The following is a 20,616-nucleotide window of genomic DNA, read 5'->3' as shown; positions in this document are numbered from 1 at the left end:
TTTTTCCAGGGTGTCTTTCTTTTACTTATTTTATTGTACTTCGTTAGCAATTAAATGTTTAAGAGACTGTCTTTTAATGACTTCACGTACCCCTTGTTCTGAAACAAAGACAACAGCAGGCTTAAGCATCTGATTATAATTAGATGACATTGAATAATGATAAGCGCCTGTTGATTTCACACATAATGTATCACCACGCTTCGTTGAAACGGGTAGGGCGGTATTACGTGCGATAATATCACTAGATTCGCATAACTTTCCTGCTACAGTTACATTTTCAGTTTGATTTTCTTCACGATCTACTAATTCGAGTTCATATTGTGCATCATAAAGTGCAGTCCTGATATGATCGCTCATACCACCATCGATAGATATATATTTATTTGTTTCAGGTATTGACTTTACAGTTCCAACCTCATAAAGTGTTATCCCAGCTTCACCGACGATTGAGCGTCCTGGTTCTAAAGAGATTTCTGGTATTTTATAATCAATTTTGTTACATGTATCAATTAACGTCTCAGTTATGGCTTTAATACCATCTTCAATAGGATAACTGATATCTTCAGATATATATTTTATACTGAAGCCACCCCCGATATTTAAAACTTTAATTTCAATATTATTTTCTTTTAACCAATGAATAACGATTTGTATTGTTTCTATCGTTCCAGTTGATTCGAATATTTGAGAGCCAATATGAAAATGTATACCATAAAAGTCAATATGGCTTGCTTCCTGAATGTGCTTTATGCCCTGTAATGCAAGTCCGTGTTTAATACTTAAACCAAATTTACTATCTTCTTGTCCAGTCTGGATAAATTCATGTGTATGTGCTTCTACACCTGGATTTACGCGTAATACAGCTTTAACAGTACTATTCTTACGTTTAGCGATATTATTGATGCGTTCAATTTCATCAATTGCATCAATCACAAAGTATTCAACACCCGCTTCAATCGCATATACAATTTCATGATCTGTCTTATTGTTACCGTGGAAATGGATTTTTTGCGGATCAAATTGAGCTGTAAGGGCAGAATAAAGTTCTCCTTCTGATACGACATCTAATCCCATATGTTCTTCCTGCATCAGTTTAAATAATTGAATAGATGTAAATGCTTTTGATGCATATGAAATCGTATAAGTTAATCCTGAAGCTTGTAATGCTTCATGGAAACGTCTGCATTGATTACGGATTAATGATTCGTCATATACGAATAAAGGTGTACCATATTGTTCTTTTATATCTAGTAATGAATGGCCGTGTATTGTTAGTACGCCTTGTTCTCTTGTTAAATTCACTGTGTAACCTCCAGTAATAGTGTATTGTGATTGAGTGCAGAAAGCTGTTCAGAATTAGCACCCACACCTAAAAATGTATATTCATCGATACGCATCTGTTCATGATATAAATAAACGATATCATTCGGTTTTACGTGTTCATCGACTTCAACAAACATATGACTCATCATCAGCGCTTTAATAGGATAACGTCTGTTATTAATCAGGCAGTCATGCTTTGCGCGTGTTCTTAAAATACCGTCACCGTATCCAATAGCCACGACTGCTAATCGCGTATCTTTTTGAGCAGTAAATGCGAAACTGTAGCCAGCGGACTGCCCGGATTTTATTTCACGAATCTGTATAACATGACTTGATATACGTAATGATTGTCTGGTTATCGTTTCCGGTAAACTCGAATAGGGACGAGAGCCATAAAGAATGATGCCAAGTCGTAAATGTGTATGTTGTGATAATAGACCATCTTCACGAACGTAGCTTGCACTGTTTTGTGCATGTATGACTTCAAATGAATGGAGCGGAGCCAGAGTGTTTACTACGTCTAACCAGTCCTTCTTTTCAGTTTCATAATCTGTAACTTCGAATTCATCGGCATATCCAAAATGTGTCCACAATCCTTTAATATCAATATCAGGATATTGTGCTTTAATGATTACTAGTGTTTCCTGCATTTCAGCAATTGATTTAAAACCTGAACGATGTAACAAATTCTCAAATTCCATATGAAGTGGGATGCCATAAAGTTCATCGCTGTATTGCTCAAAAAATTGTGTTGATGGCAGTGTCATTTCTATGTTATATCGTCTTAAACTTTCGAAATCCGTGACTGGATTCATTAGGAAGATACTACATGTATTATTATAGTTACGAATAGCAATTGCTTCTTCTAAGCTTGTCGTACTGAAATATTTAATACCACAAGCTGTCATGCAATCTAACGTAAATTCAAGGCCATAATTATAAGCATTATTTTTAACGACAGCAATTACTGGATTATCTTTAATGACCTGTTTGATGTTTTCCGTAAACTGTGTTTGATTAATTTCCCATTTAGCACTCATCTTCGTAACCTCTAATTAATGATAAGTAATAGTTAATGCCGTTCAGTAATACTTTTTCATCAAAGTTAAATTGATTATGATGTAAACCATGTACATAGCCTTTTTGTTCATTTCTGCAACCGAGAAATACAAAGTAAGTTGGAGCTAGGCTGCTATAGAAAGAAAAATCTTCTCCGAATAAATAGGGTACATCTTTTTTTACAGCGACAAGATTAGATTGTGCAATACTTTGTACAACTTTGTCTTCAAGAGATGAATCGTTGATTGTTGGAGGATATCCTTCAGAAAATTCGACATTGACCTCACAATGTGTTGTTAATGATACGGCTTGTGCAATGTGTTCCATTTGCTGCTGGATAATATTTAAATCAGCTGAACGATATGTTCTGATTGTACCTTCTAAATATCCATTGGAAGGTACAGTATTTATCGCTTCACCAGCATTAAACTTTCCGATGTGAATAATATTACGTTCTAGTCCTGGTAAATAGAACTGCTGGAGTGTACTAACTTGATTTAAGACTTGAATTAAAGCGTTGCTTGCAGCATGGCCTTGCTCTTTATTTGCAACATGTGCACTTTTACCATTAATAAAGAATCGATATTCAGTTGCACTGGCTGTAATTTCATGACTTCTGTAAATCATTTCTCTTTCGGGATGATCAGGCATCATATGGATACCGTATATCGCTTTTATATTATATGCTTCAAAATTAAAGTTTTGTATCAGTAAATTAGCACCAGCATTTGCTTCTTCCGACGGTTGAAATATGAACATAATATTATGTTTTAATGGTGTTTTCTGACGCATTGCGTATACTTCTTCCATTAATGATAGTAACATCGTCGTATGACCATCATGGCCACATGCGTGCATAACATTCGGCACAGTAGATTTGTATTCAATATCGTTTTGTTCTTCAATCGGCAGTGCGTCAATATCAGCACGAAACGCGATTGTTTCGTTTGAAGATCCCCAGATGATTGCAATAACTCCTGTATCAAGAGGGGTAAAGAATTCAATGCCAAGCGATTGTATTCTTTTAATAATATATGTTGTTGTATGATGTTCTTTCAGGCCTAGTTCAGGATACTGATGTAATGTACGTCGCGTAGTAATAATGTTATCTAGATTTATCATTGTGTCACCTTTCTATAGTAGAATGAAAGGCTGATACATGTATCAGCCTATGTATTATTGATTTAATTGTCTTAAAGCACTTACGATTTCAATTTTAGAACCTTCAACTTCAGAAGCCTTCTTAATTACACGTGCAGGTGTTCCAGCAACAACGCTACCTGCAGGAACATCTTCAGTAACGATAGCGCCCGCTGCAACGACAGCACCACGACCAACACGTACACCTTCTAAAATTACGGCATTTGCACCGATCAATACATCATCTTCAATGATTACTGGTTGTGCACTAGGAGGCTCGATCACGCCTGCCAGAACAGCGCCTGCACCTACATGAACATTTTTACCAGTCGTAGCACGACCTCCTAGCACAGCATTCATATCAATCATCGTACCTTCCCCGACAACTGCGCCAATATTAATTGTAGCACCCATCATAATAACAGCGTTATCGTCGATGACAGCATGTTCACGGATAAAAGCACCTGGTTCAATACGTGCATTAATATTTCGTTGATCAATTAATGGAATTGCTGAGTTACGGCGGTCATATTCAACTTCGATTTCACTGAATATTGATTGATTCTCATTATAAAAAGCTTCAAAATCAGCTAGATCTCCGAATATTGTTTTTGACTGTGCACATCCAAATACTTTTAACGTTTTAGGGAATGCAACATCTTCAAAATTTCCGTTTGCGTATACTTTTACCGGTGTTTGCTTTTTTGAATCACTAATGTATTGAATAATTTCTTGTGCTGATAAGTCTCTCATAATAATCTCCTTTAAGATAATTTATTGATATGTTTTTAACTTTTTTATAAATATTCTTTATGATAAATTTTCAAATGTATAATATCCATTTTGCTTATTGATGAGTTGCTCAGCGACTTCGATGGCACCATTTGCAAAGATATCTTTACTTTGTGCACGGTGAATAATCTGTATTGTTTCATCAATGCCTGCAAAAAGCACTTCATGTTCACCAGTAATCGTACCACCACGTACTACGCTGATACCAACGTCATCATGCGCTCTTACTTTATCTTCTAATGTACGGTCTGTGACAGGATTTAAAGATCTTTTCTCCTGAATTGCATCGAGTAGTTTAACGAGTGTACCGCTCGGACCATCAACTTTTTTGTTATGATGGCGCTCAATCAGTTCAATATCATATTCTTTTAATAATGGGACTGCGTATTGGATGAGTTCAGTTAAGATATGCACGCCATAACTCATATTTGCACTAAAGAAAGTAGGCGTATATTGTGCTTTAATTTTCAATGCATCGATTATTGCTTCTTTTTCTCCGGTTGTGGCAATGACTAAAGGTATATTATGTTTGCTCTGAATGAGTGGCAGTGTAATTTCCGGATTGGAGAAATCAATAATCACATCCGCTTCAGGGAATTTATCATCCACATAATAGATTGGGTAGGGAAGCTGTCGCTCTGTCGTTCGTGACAAAATGATTCCCGTAATTTCATGTCCTTTATCTAATGCTAATTTAGCAACACGTTCGTTCATTGCTCCAAAACCTGCTAGTAAAATTTTCAATTAGATCACCTTACTTCTAAAGTTGTCATAAACATCACTAATGTGCTGCTGTTCTTCAACTAATAAAGGTACGAGCGGTAAACGTACTTCACCATTTGCGTATCCGATATGCGTAACGAGTGCTTTAATCGGCATTGGGTTGATGTCAACTTCTAGTGCATTAAGTAAAGGTGCAATTGTATTGAACTTTTCTGTAGCCAGGGCAGGGTCATTATTAAATGTCGTATAAACTTCCTGAAATTCTTTTGGTATTGCATTTGCGATTACTGAAATAACGCCATCTCCACCGGCTTTATAGAATGGTACGACAATATCGTCATTACCACTATAAAGCATAAAATCATCAGGGATAATTGATTTAATATTTGCAGTATAGTCAAGATCGTGTGTTGCATCTTTTAAAGCATAGATATATGGATTTTGTGCTAATACTTCAACCGTTTCTGGTTCAATCGTCATATTCGTTCTTGCTGGTACATTATATAGTACAACAGGTAATTCAACAGCGTTAGCAATAGTAGTAAAGTGTTCAATTAAACCTCTTTGGTTTGTTTTATTATAGTATGGTGTAATGAGCATAATACCATCTGCTCCAAGTGATTTTACTTTTAAAGAATGATCAATGCTTGCCTGCGTATTATTTGTTCCAGTACCTACGATAATCGGAACACGTTGATTTGAAATACGTACAGCGATTTCAACGAGTTTTAATTTTTCTTCTTCTGCTAATGTTGAACCTTCTCCTGTCGTACCATTAACAAATATCGCCTGAATATCATTATCGATAAGAAAATTAACATGACGTTCGAAAGTCTCATAATCTACTTGTGAATTGGTAAAAGGGGTTGTAATTGCTACTGCAGTACCTTTAAATTGAACTTGTGTCATATGAACACTCCTTGATAATTTATGATGATTATTGTGCATTTTTTCGATAGCTATTTATTATTTACTATTCCTATTTACTATTTATGATTGTTCAAATGAATCTGTTCTAAAATTTGAACAGCATTAAGTGCTGCGCCTTTTAGTAAGTTATCTGCTGTACACCAAATATGGAATGAATTATCTAGCGTGTCATCTTCTCTAATTCTTCCTACAAATACTTCATCTTTACCCGTTGTATTAATGGCTAAAGGGTATTCATTATTCGCAACGTCATCGATAAGGATAACACCTTCAGTTTGTTCAAATAGATGACGTAAATCCTGTACTGTTGCTGGTTGCTCTAAAGTTACATTGATAGCAACAGAATGCGAATCCTGCACAGGAACACGTACACATGTTGCTGTTACTTTTAGGTCAGGTAAATTTAATATTTTCTTTGTTTCATCAATCATCTTCTGTTCTTCTTTTGTATAGCCACTTTCTAAAAATACATCGATATGTGGTAATACATTATTGTAAATAGGGTGAGGGTAGTTCTTTGGTGCTTCACCTTTAGCGCCATTGATTAAATCGTTTCTTCCGGCAACACCGCTACCAGACACCGCCTGATAAGTTGTATATGCCACACGCTTTAAACCATATTTATCTTGAAGCGGTTTTAAAGGGACGACTGACTGAATCGTTGAACAGTTTGGATTTGCGATAATTTTTCTGTTTAATTGTGGGCTATTCACTTCCGGTACGATTAAATCAATACCTTCTTCCATTCTATATGCACTTGAATTATCTATAACAATGCTTCCTGCTTGTTCAAACAGAGGAGAGAACTTTAAGCTCGTGCTACCTCCTGCACTCATTAATACAAAATCATACTTTTCATTCGCTTTTTCTTCTGTTAATTCTTCTGTAATATACGTTTTACCTTGATAAACAACTTCTTTATTTGCAGATCTTGCTGAAGTAAATAATGTAAGTTCATTAAATGGGATTGATTTTCTTTCGAGTACTTCTAACATTTTTTGACCGACTAAACCAGTTGCACCTACGACTGCGATTTTATACATTTCATACACTCCTTATAATTAATCAATTATTTACTTATATGTTACGCATTTTCTTTAATGAGTTAAAGTGTTTTAATAAAAATTAAACATTAAATTTTTCACATAATATTTGTACTGCTTGCTTTGCATTTCCAGCATCTACTACTAATGAAATACTGATTTCACTTGTCGATACCTGATAGTATGCAATCTGCTCCTCGATTAAAGACATAAATACTTTTGACGCGACACCAGACATATCACGCATACCTGAACCGATGATCGATACTTTCGCATAGTTATCTTTAATTTCATGGAGTAGGGCAGGGTATGATGCAGTTAACTGATCAATAATTGCTTTAATCTGATATTGTTCTGTATTTTTCATCGTAAATGATAACTGCATACCATCGATATTTACTGTCTGAGAAATCATATCGATATTGATCTGATTTTGTTCTAATAATTCGTAAAGAGAGGTTAATACTTTTGTATCGTGCATTGGATAAGATAAAGTTACGTAATTCATATCTTCATCTAATGCAATTCCTGTTACTGCTTTTCTTTCAATGATTTGTTCATTTGGCACAATCCATGTTCCTTTCTCTTCGGATAAAGTTTTTCCGGTATATATTTTAGTATTGTTATTATAAGCGATTTCAATACATCGTGTTTCAAGTACGCCAGCTCCGAGTGATGACAGTTCCATCATTTCTTCAAAACTTACATAGTCCATCTTCATTGTTTCTGGATATACTCTCGGGTCGGTACCAAATATTCCTATTACGTCAGAATATATTTCACATGATGATTGAAGTGATGCTGCAAGTGCTACTGCTGTTGTATCACTTCCACCACGACCAAGTGTCGTTAACTCATCTTCATGATTGATACCTTGAAAGCCAGCTACAATAATAATATCTTTTGTCTTAAATAGTTCCTGTAATTTAGTCGTGTTAATAGACTGAATCTTACTTTTTAGATGATGACCTTCAGTGCGTATTCCAGCCTGCGCTCCCGTTAAAGCAACGGATTCTACTGATAAATCATTTAATATGATTGAAAGATAAGCGATGGTTTGCTGCTCACCTGTGGTTAATAACATAGCTAGTGCACTTTCTTTTGGACGTTCTGTAAGTGACGCTACATTTTTGAGTAGTGCATCCGTTGTCTTTCCCATCGCTGAAACAACGACGACGAGTTTTTCCTTTTGTTCAACACGCTTTTTAAGATAATCAGCAATGTGCCTAATCTTATTAAAATCAGCAACAGAACTTCCGCCAAATTTTAATACTTTGATATTACTTGCTTTTTCTTCTGTCTGAATACTGTTTTCTGTTATCAATTTTTTGCCTCCTGCAAGGGGTCATCACCAACAAAAAAACAAGCCCAGAGACATCTGGACTTGTTGAATTTATATACAAGCGATGCACTCCATTATTTTTCAATAATGACAAATCCATAGCTCTTAACCTGTGGATCCAACATAGTATTCACTGCAATCAATACTATATTTCGGCATCTCACCCTTTCAGTAATTCATTTGCAGAATTACCATTACTTACTCATGATCGATGCGCCTCATCTGTTACATTTATTTAATTGATATTTAATATACTACAGAAAGATTTTAAAATTGTAAAGTGTTTTGAGAAAATTTAAAAATAATAGTTTATTTAACAATACTTAAAATCAAAAAACGTGTATTCATAAAATGAATACACGCAAGAAAATATTTATTTAAGTACACCTTGTTCTTTTAAGTATTCTTCATAAGTAATTTCTTTAGAAAGGTTTGCATTTAAGTCAATAACACGATTGGCAATTGTGTTAATGAACTCAAAGTCATGAGAAGTAAAGATCAGTGAACCTTTAAATGCCTTTAAACCATCATTGACAGAAGTGATACTTTCTAAGTCTAAATGGTTTGTTGGCTCATCAAGTAATAATACGTTCGCTGATGATAACATCATCTTACTTAACATACATCTTACTTTTTCTCCTCCTGATAATACAGTTGCTTTTTTACGTACTTCTTCACCAGAGAATAACATGCGACCTAAGAATCCGCGTAAGAAAGTTTCCGTTTGTTCCTCAGGCGGTGCATATTGACGTAACCATTCTACTAAGTCGATATTTTTACCTTCAAAGAATTCTGAGTTATCTTTCGGTAAATAACTTTGTGACGTTGTCACACCCCATTTGTAAGAACCCTCATCCGGTTCCATTTCACCAGCTAAAATACGAAGTAGGGTAGTCTTAGCAATTTCAGAATCACCGACTAGTACTGCTTTATCGTTTGGATTCATCGTAAATGATAAGTTATCAATAACTTTTACGCCATCGATAGTTTTAGTTAAACCTTGAACTTGTAGTAACTCATTACCAATTTCACGTTCTGGTTTAAAGTTAACGAAAGGATATTTACGGCTAGAAGGCTGGATATCATCTAATTCAATCTTTTCTAACATTTTCTTACGGCTTGTTGCTTGTTTAGATTTAGAAGCATTTGCTGAGAATCGTGCAACGAAGTCCTGTAATTCTTTAATCTTTTCTTCTTTTTTCTTATTAGAGTCTTGTAGCATTTGTTGTGCTAACTGACTTGATTGATACCAGAAGTCATAGTTCCCAACATAAATTTTAATTTTACCGTAGTCTAAATCAGCAATATGCGTACATACGTTATTTAAGAAATGACGGTCATGTGATACAACGATTACTGTGTTTTCAAAGTTAATCAAGAATTCCTCTAACCAGCTGATTGCAGGAATATCTAAACCGTTGGTAGGCTCATCGAGTAATAATACATCTGGCTCACCAAATAATGCTTGTGCTAAAAGAATCTTAACTTTCTGGTTATTTTCAAGTTCAGACATTTTCTTTTCGTGTAGATCATCTTTGATGCCAAGACCAGACAATAATACTTGTGCATCACTTTCAGCAGTCCAGCCGCCCATTTCACCAAACTCACCTTCAAGTTCAGCTGCACGCATACCATCTTCATCACTGAAGTCTGGTTTCATATAGATTTCATTCTTTTCTTTCATGACATTCCAAAGCTTTTCATTACCACGAAGTACAACATCAAGTACACGTTCATCTTCATAAGCGAAGTGGTCCTGTTTTAATATTGATAATCGTTCGTCTTTTCCTAATGAAACATGACCTGATTGAGAGTCAAGCTCACCTGAAAGAATTTTTAGGAAAGTAGATTTTCCTGCACCGTTTGCTCCGATTAAACCGTAGCAGTTTCCGGGTGTGAATTTTATGTTCACATCTTCAAATAATTTTCTATCACCGAATCGTAAACTAACATTAGATACTTGTAACATTGAGTGGTCTCCTTTAATTTATAATCAGTAAGATTATATCATAGTTTGATAAGAAATAGATATTACTGATTTCTTACTTACACAGATAGTTCTATTATACTGTTAATTCTGACGAATGGGTGAAAATGTGCTATAATGATTTATTGAAATAGGTATTTAACCTAAAGGAGAGACATATGGAGAACAAACAATTATCAGGTAGTATCGACTTTTTACGCGTCGATCGATTAGAAGGGTCTACGTATTACTTACTTGGACCGAATAGTGAAGTCGTAAAGTTAAATCAATCAGAAGTATTAGAAGATGATGAATTAGAAATTGGTGAGGATTATTCTTTCTTTGTATATCCAGGTCGTACTGGAGATTTATTTGCAACCCAAAATATTCCCGATATTTCAACTGACCGCTATGACTGGGTAAAAGTGATTAAGAAAGATAGAGACGGGGTTACGGTAGATATCGGTATCCCACGTGAAATCGTTATTCCGTGGGAAGATCTACCGAAAGTAAAAGAAGTTTGGCCGGAAGCAGGAGATGAAGTATTTGCTTGTCTTCGTGTAGACAGAAATGATCAGTTATATGGACGTTTAGCAAGTGAAACGATGGTCGATGCCATGTTTACACCAGCACCAGAAGAGCTGTTACACAAGACGATCACAGCACATCCATACCGTTTATTACGTATCGGAACGTTTCTTTTATCTAAAGAGGGTTACAAAATATTCGTTCACGAATCAGAACGTAGAAGTGAACCTAGACTTGGTGAAGCAGTAGAAGTACGAATTATCGGACATAAAGAAGATGGAACTTTAAATGGTTCATTTTTACCACTTGCACATGAGCGCTTAGATGATGATTCAGAGCAAATCTTAAAGTTATTAGAAGAATACGGTGGTGAACTGCCATTCTCTGATAAGTCAGATCCTGAAGCGATAAAAGAAGTCTTTAACATGAGTAAAGGTAGTTTTAAACGTGCGATTGGCCGCTTATATAAAAACAAACGCATCGTGATTGAAGCGGATAAAATTAAAGCGGTTGAATAATAAGTTCATATAATCAAAACCAACATTGCCGATACTTCAAGTATCCGGCAATGTTGGTTTTATTTATCATAATACCATCCTTGGTCATTATGATAAATCATTTGTTTAGTCATACCACCATTAACGACAAATTCCTGTCCTGTAATAAATGTTGCATTATCACTACATAAATAAAGTGCCATTTGTGTAACATCATTCGGTACTCCGACGCGACCGGCAGGATGTTGTAAGTTATTGCTGCCAGAAAATTCACTATTTGTCGTGTCGATCCATCCAGGTAATATCGCATTGACGCGTGCTTGTTCTCTTAAACTTACAGCTAAGGCATGTGTTAATGCACTGATGCCACCTTTGGCAGCGGAATAGCTTTCTGTTTGTGGTTGACTCATCAGTGCTCTTGATGATGAGATATTTACAATAGCAGCATTATCATTTAGATAGGGTAGGGATTGCTGTACAATATAAAATGGTGCAGAGACACCAACTTGTAACGCGTGGTTAAATTCTTCTATCGTACAATCATTGATGCCTTTCATAATAGGAAGTGCATTATTGATAATATAGTCAATTTTCTTATGCTCACTGATAACCTGCTGAATGAATGCATCAATTACATTTGTATCTGATATATCGCCCTGAAAATAACATCCTGGCTGGATATTAATATCGCAGACAATGGCCTTATTGTGTCTAAATGTATCTGCGATATGTTTACCGATACCATTTGCAGCACCAGTTATAATGACAACTTTACCATTAATATTCATATAAACACCTCATTATTTAATATTTAATCAAATAAACGCATAATACAGCCATTGTATTATGCGTTTGTTGTTTTATTTGTGCTGTTCAATTTCTTCAGTTAACTTTTCCAGTTCATCAATTAATGAACCGATATAAGCAATCGTTTCTTTAAGCGGAGCATCAGTAGTAAGGTCGATACCAACCATCTTTGCAAGTTCAACTGGTGGTAATGAACCACCTCTCTTAAGTACTTCTGTCCATTCCTGTACAGCCGGTTCACCTTCATTAAGAATACGTTGAGACATAATCGTAGAGATAGTCAGTCCAGCTGAATACGTATAAGGATATAAGCCCATATAATAATGGGGTTGTCGCATCCAAGTCAGTTCAGCACCTTCAGTGATTTCTACTGCTTCTCCCCAGAAATCTTCGATCACTTTACGTTTAATACCATTTAATATATCAGCAGTCATAGATTCACCTTTATCTACTAATAGATAAACTTCACGCTGATAAGCTGCTTCTAATAAATGCGTTACAAAATTATGATAATAAGTACGTGATATAATCGAAGCGATTACCCAACGTTTAAATTTTGGATCATCGGATTCGGCCAATAAATAATTTGCCATCAGCATCTCGTTCATTGTGCTTGGTGCCTCAACAAAATATAAAGAGCAGCTTTCATCAAATATATTTGTATTTTGGTGAGCAAGATGGAAGTGACCGGCATGACCTAATTCATGTGCCAGCACAAATACTTCTGTCATCTTTGAAGTCCATGAGATTAAGATAAACGGATTCACCTGATACGGGCTTGCGCAGAATGCACCAGTTGACTTCCCTTTATTCTGTACGAAGTCAATCTGGCGTTTGTCATATGCATCATTTACCATCTGCATATAATCTTCACCCATAATCGAAAGCGCTTTTTTAATATAATCACGAGATTCTTCTACAGTAATTTCTGGTTCAAAGGTATCATCTAAAGAAACCTTTAAATCTTCAAATTTCATTTGTTCTAAACCATTAACTTTTTGCAGTAACTTTGCATATCGGCGCATATGTGGCGCTAGTTCAGTTGTGATTAAATCGATTTGACGATTATATAGTTCACGAGTAACCTCTTGTGGTTGTAATAAATAATCAATCACTGAATCATATCCACGTAGTTCAGATTCGATTTTTTCCTGTTGAACGACCATATCGTAAGTTTTTGCTGTTGTATTTTCATATTTTTTTAACGTATCAGAGAATTTTCTGAATGCATTTCTTCGAATTTCTGTATCTGCATCAACTTCCAGTTCTCCTTCAAATGAAACGTAGCTCATCGGAATCTCTTTACCATGCGCAGAAAACGTTCCGAAATCAATATCCAGCATCTTAGTCGTGTCATAAAGGTTATAAGGGGCGCTAAATACTGGTGAGAAAGATGCAAGTGTCTTTTCAACTTCTGGATGTAATTGATGCGGTTTACGCGCGATTAGCTTTTCCAGATAACGTTGATACGCTGGAGTTTCATCTTTTAATTTGTTTAAAATTTCTGTATCAAGAGCAAGAATCTCTGACTCTACGAAAGTCAGTAAGCTTGCAATCGTACCATAACTATTCACATATTTACTGTATAATTTGCCTGAAGTATCATCTGTCTGGTCAACACTAAACAATAAGGAAGCATAACTGCCTAAGTGATCCAGTTCTTTTTTAATTGCAGCATATTCATCTAAAGCAGATTCAATCTTACTAGTATCAGAAAGTGTCCCTGCGTATTCTTGATTGAATTGCTTCGTTCTTGCGATTGTTTTCTCAAGTTGCGCATAAAATGCATCATTTGAGTCAAATAATGTAGATAAATCCCAAGTTTGTTCAACTGGAACTTCATTTCTTTTCGGTAAACTCATATACATTCTCCTTTTGTCATTAAAGATTCATCCATTATAGATGTTAATATTTTTATTATACGCTTTATTATGAATTTTTAGAAATTTTTTTAACAAAAGTGTTTTTCGTAAAATATTAAGTTTTTTTCTAAAGTTCTAAAGATTTCTTTAAATGATAAGAAATTTACCGAATATTGATTTTATATTTATAATTATAGGGTATAATAAGTTTTGTATTTTCTAAAATTGATAAAGGATAAGAGAGTGATAAAATGATGACATTAAATACAATCAACTTCTATGAAATTCCGAACTTCCTATTAATCACTATTGTAGGGATGCTTGTTATCTCGTTAATCTTTGGATTAGCATTAGGTAGATTTCTTTTTGCACCGATCATTACGTTTTTATTATTAGCAATTGTGGCGTTTATACTACCTAACTTTTACGATATTACTTACCAACCTTTACTTGGATATGCAGGCTTTTTAGCGGTTATTTCATTATTGCTAAGCATTTTATTCTGGTATATGACGAAAGATTATCGCAAGAACAGAAAGTTAAAACAAAAAGCAAAATTAGAACAACGTAAATATGATGAAAATCAAAACCGTGCTGAGATGGAATCGGTAAAGCATCATGAAAACAAATTAAATCGTTAAAAGCTTAAAGAAGCGGTCAGGAAATCTCCTGACCGCTTTATTTTATATTGTAATCAAATATTTACATTTTATTAATAAATTTTATTCGTAGTTTACATCATTACATTAAAATTTAATTTGTACATATTAAATATCCTAAAGAATAAATTTTGAGGAGAATGTCATTATGAAAAGTGTAGGCAAAGTTATTAGTACTTTAGCGTTAACATCATTACTAGCAACACCTATTGCTGATGCACAATCAGTAAACAATTATGGACCAAATAGCAAGATTAAAGTTTCTCAATTAGCTCGCTATGATTCAAAGACTGAATTCGGTGAAAGCGGTACTGAAATTGTAAGTTATGATCCACAATACAAACAAGCATACTCAATTAACGGTGCATTAAATGCAGTTGATATTATAGATATGTCTAAATTATCAAAAGGGAAATTCACATTAAAGAAACGTATCTTATTAAAAGACCTTGGTATTGAAGGTAGTGATATTACAAGTGTCGCAGTGAATAAGAAATATCACTATATCGCTATCAGTATTCCTGCAAAAGAAAAAACAGACAATGGACGCGTTGCATTTTTAGATAAAGACGGTAAATTAATCAGTAAGGTTACTGTTGGGGCATTGCCAGATATGTTAACCTTCACGCACGATAGCAAGAAATTAATCGTTGCTAACGAAGGTGAACCGAATGATGCTTATACTGTTAATCCGGAAGGTTCTGTATCTTCAATTAAAGTCAATGCACTAGGTAAAGTAAAACAATCAGCAGTTAAGACAGTTAAATTCTCTAAAAAGATGATTCCAAGTAACTTACGTCATCTTGGCCGTACTGCTGAAGAAAGCTTCTTAAATCTTGAACCAGAATATGTAACGATAGATGATAAAAATGAATTTGCATATATTACGATTCAGGAGCGTAATGCGATCGCAAAGTTTGATCTTAAAAAAGATAAATTCGTAAAAGTAAGAGGACTAGGCTATAAGTCATATTTAAAGCATACAATTGATGTTTCTGATAAAGATAAAAAGATTAATATGAAAAATTATCCGTTACTTGGTATGTATCAACCTGACGGTATTGCTCAAATGACGATAAAAGGTAAAACTTACTTATTAACAGCAAATGAAGGGGATTCACAGGATTACGAAGGATATAGTGAAGAAACTAGAATTGCAGATATCGCTGATCAATATGATTTAAATAGTAAATATTTAAAAGGTACAGATATTAAAGATTTAGAAGATGACAAGCATCTTGGACGTCTTAAAACAACAACTGCTCAAAGTTTTGTTAATAAAGAAGGTAAATTCATTTTTCCTGTAACATTTGGTGGACGTTCATTCTCAATTCGCAATGCGGGTAATTTAGGATTAGTGTACGATTCAGGATCAGATTTTGAATCAATTACTGCAAAAGCAAATAAAGATACATTCAATTCACATCATGAAGAACTTGGTAAAATTGAATTTGACTCAAGAAGTGACGATAAAGGTCCAGAGCCAGAATCAGTTATAACTGGCGTTATCAATGGTAAAACGTATGCATTTATTGGTTTAGAAAGAACTGGTGGAATTATGGTTTATAACGTTTCAAATCCGAAGAAACCTGTATTTGAAACATATTTCAAAGCAAATGATAATGGCGATATTTCACCGGAAGGTTTAACATTTATCGATGCGAAACATTCTCCGACAAAACAACCGGTATTACTTGCAAGTCATGAAATGAGCGGAACAATTGCTGCTTATGAATTAACGGCTTTAAAGTAAATGTAATTAATTATTTATAATTGAAACATGTATACATTAATAATGGAAAGAATAGAAGATACTACGAAATAGGTAGTATCTTTTTCTTCTCCATACAACTTCCGATAATATATATTATGTAAACTAAAATATTGAATAAAGACATCATATAATACTATATATACATTTATATTATATGATGCCTTATTTTGTACTTAAGATTAATTATTCAATTTTTATATCTTAATGATTAATTCGGATCACTAATTTTATCCGGTCCTTTTTGTAATACAATATTTTCTGTCGTTTCTAATTCATCTTCTGACTGATTATTTTTATTTCGTTTACGTTGTTTTAATTCACTTAATTTTAATCTCGTTTTTAATGCGGCTTGATATACAGCATATTTAGGTTTATTGATTGGCTTAATAAAGTCTCCAACAAGTTCTTCAATTTGAGCGTTAAATCCACGTTTAAATCGATATACGCCGTAATCTTCACCAGATTCACTGAAATCACCAGATACACCATAGAAGTTATAGCGATCAAATCCATGTTCAAAACAATAATTGATCATATACCAGTGCATTGCATATGGTCCCATGAATTTATTATATTTCTCACTAGAACCGCCAGAGAAATAGTTCACTTCGAAATGGTTTAAGAAAAACATACCAGCTGCTAAATTAAGAATATTACCATCAGTTTTACGCAATGTACTCATCTCTAATAATTCGTCTTGCATGTGATTGATTTCACGATCTAACTGTTCAATCTTCTTCATCTGCTTATCTGATTTATTTTCATTTGCCATCATCTGATCACGTTTTGATTCAGATGATGTAATATCATTCGATAATTTCTCAATATATTCATTAAGATCAATATATGCTAACGGTAATAGTACTTTATCTTCATAATATTGATGGAATCCTTCAAAATAACGATCTGGACGAGCAATAAAACCAGCGCGTTGTTCCGTTTCACGATATAGATCTAAAAATACATCTAATTCATCTTTACCAAGCAGTCGGATTTTCACGCCGTATTTTTGCGCTTTTTTCACATTACGTTTACGTTGTGAATCAAATTGTTTCATTATAGAAGCTGGTGTTTCACCTTGAAGGTATAACACACTCATCCATCTGACCTGTGTGTCCATTGTATACCCTACTGAGAAACCGGTATGTTTATAGCCAAGCGATTTTAACTGTTTAATAATCGCATCGTTTGTGCCATGTTCTTCTTTATAATTCACATCTTTATCGTACATTTTATATATCCAGTATGGATCTAGTTTCACATATAAAGCCTGATGTGTTTTTAAATATGTATCCAGCGATTTGAAGTAAAAATCAACAAGCTCTGAATTCTTATAGTTCATGACTGGACCACGGTTTGAATAATAGAAATAACTTCCGAATGTCGGTATTTTAGAAAATAGACTGGCAGCAATGACTTCGCCTTCTGCTTTAATACCTAGTAATACGACTGGATAACCGTCAGCTTCTCTATTCTTTATGTTTTCCTGCAGTTGAAAATAGTGACTCATTTCAGTTGTATTCCAAATAAAATCAGTATATTCTGCAACCGTCAACTCAGTGAATTCCATGAAAATCTTCCCTTCAAATCTTATTTACGTATTTTCTTCATCGTTTCGTATACTTTGTAAACCGGTTTATTGATCGGCAACACAAAATCTCCGATATATTCAATAACGTCGGCATTAAATCCTTTTTTAAATTTGATTACTCCAGCGTCTTCTGCATCTTCCGTGAAATCACCACTGATACCATAGAAGTTATAACGATTAATGCCCGTTTCCATGGCATACTTTATCATATCCCATTGAATCGCATAACTACCTGCAAAATGCCTGAATTCATTTGATGTACCACCTGCAAGATAAACGACCTCAAATGGATTGATTAAATAGAATGCAGCAGCAATCGGTAAAGTATCACCATGTTTTTGCTGTAAAGCTTTTGCTTCAGCGAGTTTTTCTTTAATTGCTGTTAATTGATTTTCGCTTGTTGTCAGTACATTTTTCCATTTCTTCGCATCAGGCTTTTTCTGAAGTTCTGTTTTAGCTTTTTCGATTTGAGATTGTACATCAACTTCTTCAGCAATGAGCTCAGGTATATATGTAGAAAAATCAATATATGCGAGCGGCATTCTCACACGATCTCCGAAATATTGTAATCGATTTTTATAGAATGCATCATCTCTATCAACAAACTCTTTTTTTCCACTCGTATCATTCATAAACTGTCTGAAGATATGCAGTTCATCTATTGAGAGATCACGTACCTTTATACCGTTTTTAATCACTTTTTTGATATTACGTTTACGTAGGCTATCCATATTGTTCATTACTTCTTTTTCCGACAAACCTGCAGTATTTAGCACCGAATGCCAGCGAATTTGATGAATTGGATCGAAACCAGTCGTAAATCCTTGGTGTTTAAAGCCTAATGTTTTTAAATTTTCAAAAATATCTTGTGTATCATAGCTTTCTATCACTTTGCCATCATGATCTCTCAATTGATATGGCACATATGGATCGATTCTAAGATGAAGTGCTTTATGACGCTTTAAATAACGTTCTAATTCCTTGAAAAAGAATGTCACAAGCGCTTTATTGTGAAAGTCCATGACCGGACCTCGATTTGAATAGAAGTATTTGAACGCTTTCATCACAGGTACAGCGGTGAAAAGACCTGCTGCAATGATATTTTCATTATCATCTGTAACGCCTACAAGATGTACTTCAGCACCTTCTGCGATTTTCAAATCATAGTTAACTGCCATCTGCGTAAAATGACTATATGTCTGTTTATCTGTAAATTCTCCGAAAGCTTCTCTTGATAAGTTTATAAATTTCATGATGATTCTCCTTATTCGAATGAACACTATTGTTCATTAATCTCATGCACCATAATAACATAAAAGCGTCTATTTAATCACTTCATAGCATTAATGTTTCAACTTTAATGAAGATTTAAATGAAATTTACACTAAATTTGACTAACATAAATTTATATTAAATATATGTACATTACTTATTTTCTACCATTAACTTTATATTGTTACTTTAATTATTTCATGTATGATATAATTCGGTTATATAAACGAAATTATGATAATTCGTCTAAATAAACGAACTGGAGGTATGAAATGTTATCTTTATTCGTAATGGATGTTTCAGGAAGTACAAAATACGATAATTCTGAAGCGATTAGTAATGCATTAGTAAATTTAACCGATGAAATTGAACAGTGGACTAAGGACGTATCATTTAAGTATATTAATTTTCGTATGGGTGATGAATTGTTTTTTGTAAGCGATAGTCTGTCAGCAACCCTTTTAACAAGTTACTATATAAAGTTATTATGGCCATATAAATCACAACCGATTAAATTCGGAATTGCTGCGAGTAATGAAGAAATACCTACCGGAAACCTTGAACATTGGAATGCACCGATCATTAAACAGGCACGTCGTAATTTAACTCAAATTAAACAGTCAGATATTACAGATTTTCATTTAACGATTGAAGAACAGGATGTTACGGTTATCAACAACGTATTATATCCATATTTAACTGAAATCGTTCATAATCATTCTGAAATGCAGCAACAAGTGCTGCTGCTCTCCTATGTGTATGATCAGCAAAAAGAAATTGCGCAAATCCTTGGTAAAGGTCTATCTACCATTTCAGAACATTTAAAAAAAAGCCATAAAAAACAGTTAATGCTTATAGAAGCGGCATTAAAAAAACTCGACAACGATAATCATATTTCTTTACACGTCACGAATACTTTTAAGGAGTATGCATTATGCTGAAAATTATTTTAATTGCTATATTTATACTGTTATTTATTATGTCAGGTCCTATCATTAAATGGATTTTAACGGCGATGAGTGAAACAAAGACGAAGCAGTCAGATAACGTAGGATTAATGATTGGTTATATTGAAAGGCTACTGATCCTGATGTTTATCGCTTTTGGTGAATATACAGCGATTGGACTTGCGATCGCCAGTAAATCGATACTTCGGTTTAATGACCTTAAAGATGATAAACCAAATAACAATTTAGAGAAGATTGATAAGACAAGTGAATATATATTACTTGGGACGATGCTAAGTTTACTTATTGGTGTTGTACTCGGATTAATTTTAAGAAATCTCTTACTTTTGAAATAAACCAC

At 34.2% G+C, this 20,616-nt stretch carries 18 protein-coding genes and 1 riboswitch; of the genes, 5 read left to right on the top strand and 13 right to left on the bottom strand.

The genetic code is table 11. The features are described from left to right. Positions 1-30: 30 nt before the first annotated feature. From lysA to BHU61_RS04380, 9 genes are all read right to left on the bottom strand, one after another. Entirely contained in the window at positions 31-1,302 is a 1,272-nt protein-coding gene (lysA, locus tag BHU61_RS04420) for a diaminopimelate decarboxylase (protein ID WP_111714927.1), read from the bottom strand. Next, positions 1,299-2,363, bottom strand: coding sequence for an alanine racemase (locus BHU61_RS04415; protein ID WP_111714925.1), 1,065 nt, complete (start codon positions 2,361-2,363; stop codon positions 1,299-1,301). The genes lysA and BHU61_RS04415 overlap by 4 nt, the downstream gene beginning before the upstream one ends. Beyond that, positions 2,353-3,504: a M20 metallopeptidase family protein gene (locus BHU61_RS04410; RefSeq protein ID WP_111714924.1), complete on the bottom strand. Its 1,152-nt coding sequence runs from the start codon at positions 3,502-3,504 to the stop codon at positions 2,353-2,355. Before BHU61_RS04410 ends, BHU61_RS04415 begins: the two co-directional genes overlap by 11 nt. A gap of 54 nt (positions 3,505-3,558) precedes the next feature. Continuing rightward, positions 3,559-4,275 (bottom strand): 2,3,4,5-tetrahydropyridine-2,6-dicarboxylate N-acetyltransferase, encoded by a 717-nt coding sequence (gene dapD, locus BHU61_RS04405; protein ID WP_379883768.1) that lies wholly within the window; start codon positions 4,273-4,275, stop codon positions 3,559-3,561. Between the two features lie 57 nt (positions 4,276-4,332). Then, positions 4,333-5,058: a 4-hydroxy-tetrahydrodipicolinate reductase gene (gene dapB / locus BHU61_RS04400; RefSeq protein ID WP_111714921.1), complete on the bottom strand. Its 726-nt coding sequence runs from the start codon at positions 5,056-5,058 to the stop codon at positions 4,333-4,335. Next, positions 5,059-5,946, bottom strand: coding sequence for a 4-hydroxy-tetrahydrodipicolinate synthase (dapA, locus tag BHU61_RS04395; protein ID WP_111714919.1), 888 nt, complete (start codon positions 5,944-5,946; stop codon positions 5,059-5,061). A gap of 77 nt (positions 5,947-6,023) precedes the next feature. After that, on the bottom strand, positions 6,024-7,010 hold the full coding sequence (locus tag BHU61_RS04390; protein WP_111714917.1) for an aspartate-semialdehyde dehydrogenase: 987 nt from the start codon (positions 7,008-7,010) through the stop codon (positions 6,024-6,026). An 82-nt stretch (positions 7,011-7,092) separates the two neighbouring features. Next, positions 7,093-8,331: an aspartate kinase gene (locus tag BHU61_RS04385; RefSeq protein WP_239243061.1), complete on the bottom strand. Its 1,239-nt coding sequence runs from the start codon at positions 8,329-8,331 to the stop codon at positions 7,093-7,095. Between the two features lie 77 nt (positions 8,332-8,408). Continuing rightward, a riboswitch (Lysine riboswitch) is annotated at positions 8,409-8,582 on the bottom strand. Between the two features lie 143 nt (positions 8,583-8,725). Beyond that, a complete protein-coding gene (locus BHU61_RS04380; RefSeq protein WP_096076521.1) occupies positions 8,726-10,321 on the bottom strand; it encodes an ABC-F family ATP-binding cassette domain-containing protein in 1,596 nt (531 codons plus the stop codon). Between the two features lie 176 nt (positions 10,322-10,497). On the opposite strand from BHU61_RS04380, the gene BHU61_RS04375 reads away from it, so the two are divergent. Next, positions 10,498-11,364 carry a CvfB family protein gene (locus BHU61_RS04375; protein WP_096076522.1) on the top strand — a complete coding sequence of 289 codons (867 nt, stop codon included), beginning with the start codon at positions 10,498-10,500 and terminating at the stop codon, positions 11,362-11,364. A 59-nt stretch (positions 11,365-11,423) separates the two neighbouring features. Here the strand turns inward: BHU61_RS04375 and BHU61_RS04370 are convergent, their stop codons facing one another. Together BHU61_RS04370 and pepF are read right to left on the bottom strand one after the other, a co-directional pair. Continuing rightward, complete coding sequence (locus BHU61_RS04370) at positions 11,424-12,131, bottom strand: SDR family oxidoreductase (protein WP_111714916.1); 708 nt, start codon at positions 12,129-12,131, stop codon at positions 11,424-11,426. Between the two features lie 72 nt (positions 12,132-12,203). Continuing rightward, on the bottom strand, positions 12,204-14,018 hold the full coding sequence (gene pepF / locus BHU61_RS04365) for an oligoendopeptidase F (RefSeq protein ID WP_170122450.1): 1,815 nt from the start codon (positions 14,016-14,018) through the stop codon (positions 12,204-12,206). Positions 14,019-14,263: 245 nt separating this feature from the next. On the opposite strand from pepF, the gene BHU61_RS04360 reads away from it, so the two are divergent. Further along, on the top strand, positions 14,264-14,653 hold the full coding sequence (locus tag BHU61_RS04360) for a hypothetical protein (protein WP_239242974.1): 390 nt from the start codon (positions 14,264-14,266) through the stop codon (positions 14,651-14,653). Positions 14,654-14,819: 166 nt separating this feature from the next. Then, positions 14,820-16,424, top strand: a complete 1,605-nt coding sequence (locus BHU61_RS04355) for a choice-of-anchor I family protein (RefSeq protein WP_111714912.1) — start codon at positions 14,820-14,822, stop codon at positions 16,422-16,424. A 229-nt stretch (positions 16,425-16,653) separates the two neighbouring features. Here BHU61_RS04355 and BHU61_RS04350 read toward each other — a convergent pair whose 3' ends face one another. After that, positions 16,654-18,015: an aminoacyltransferase gene (locus BHU61_RS04350; protein WP_111714911.1), complete on the bottom strand. Its 1,362-nt coding sequence runs from the start codon at positions 18,013-18,015 to the stop codon at positions 16,654-16,656. A 20-nt stretch (positions 18,016-18,035) separates the two neighbouring features. Next, positions 18,036-19,289 carry an aminoacyltransferase gene (locus tag BHU61_RS04345; RefSeq protein ID WP_111714909.1) on the bottom strand — a complete coding sequence of 418 codons (1,254 nt, stop codon included), beginning with the start codon at positions 19,287-19,289 and terminating at the stop codon, positions 18,036-18,038. A 291-nt stretch (positions 19,290-19,580) separates the two neighbouring features. On the opposite strand from BHU61_RS04345, the gene BHU61_RS04340 reads away from it, so the two are divergent. Together BHU61_RS04340 and BHU61_RS04335 are read left to right on the top strand one after the other, a co-directional pair. Beyond that, positions 19,581-20,249: a sigma-70 RNA polymerase sigma factor region 4 domain-containing protein gene (locus BHU61_RS04340; protein WP_111714907.1), complete on the top strand. Its 669-nt coding sequence runs from the start codon at positions 19,581-19,583 to the stop codon at positions 20,247-20,249. Beyond that, positions 20,243-20,611, top strand: coding sequence for a hypothetical protein (locus BHU61_RS04335; protein WP_242444215.1), 369 nt, complete (start codon positions 20,243-20,245; stop codon positions 20,609-20,611). Before BHU61_RS04340 ends, BHU61_RS04335 begins: the two co-directional genes overlap by 7 nt. The last annotated feature ends 5 nt before the right edge of the window (positions 20,612-20,616 follow it).

Origin of the sequence: Macrococcus epidermidis, from assembly GCF_003259695.1 — a bacterium.
Taxonomy (GTDB): Bacteria; Bacillota; Bacilli; order Staphylococcales; family Staphylococcaceae; genus Macrococcoides; species Macrococcoides epidermidis.
This window is presented reverse-complemented; position numbering and strand designations above follow the sequence as displayed.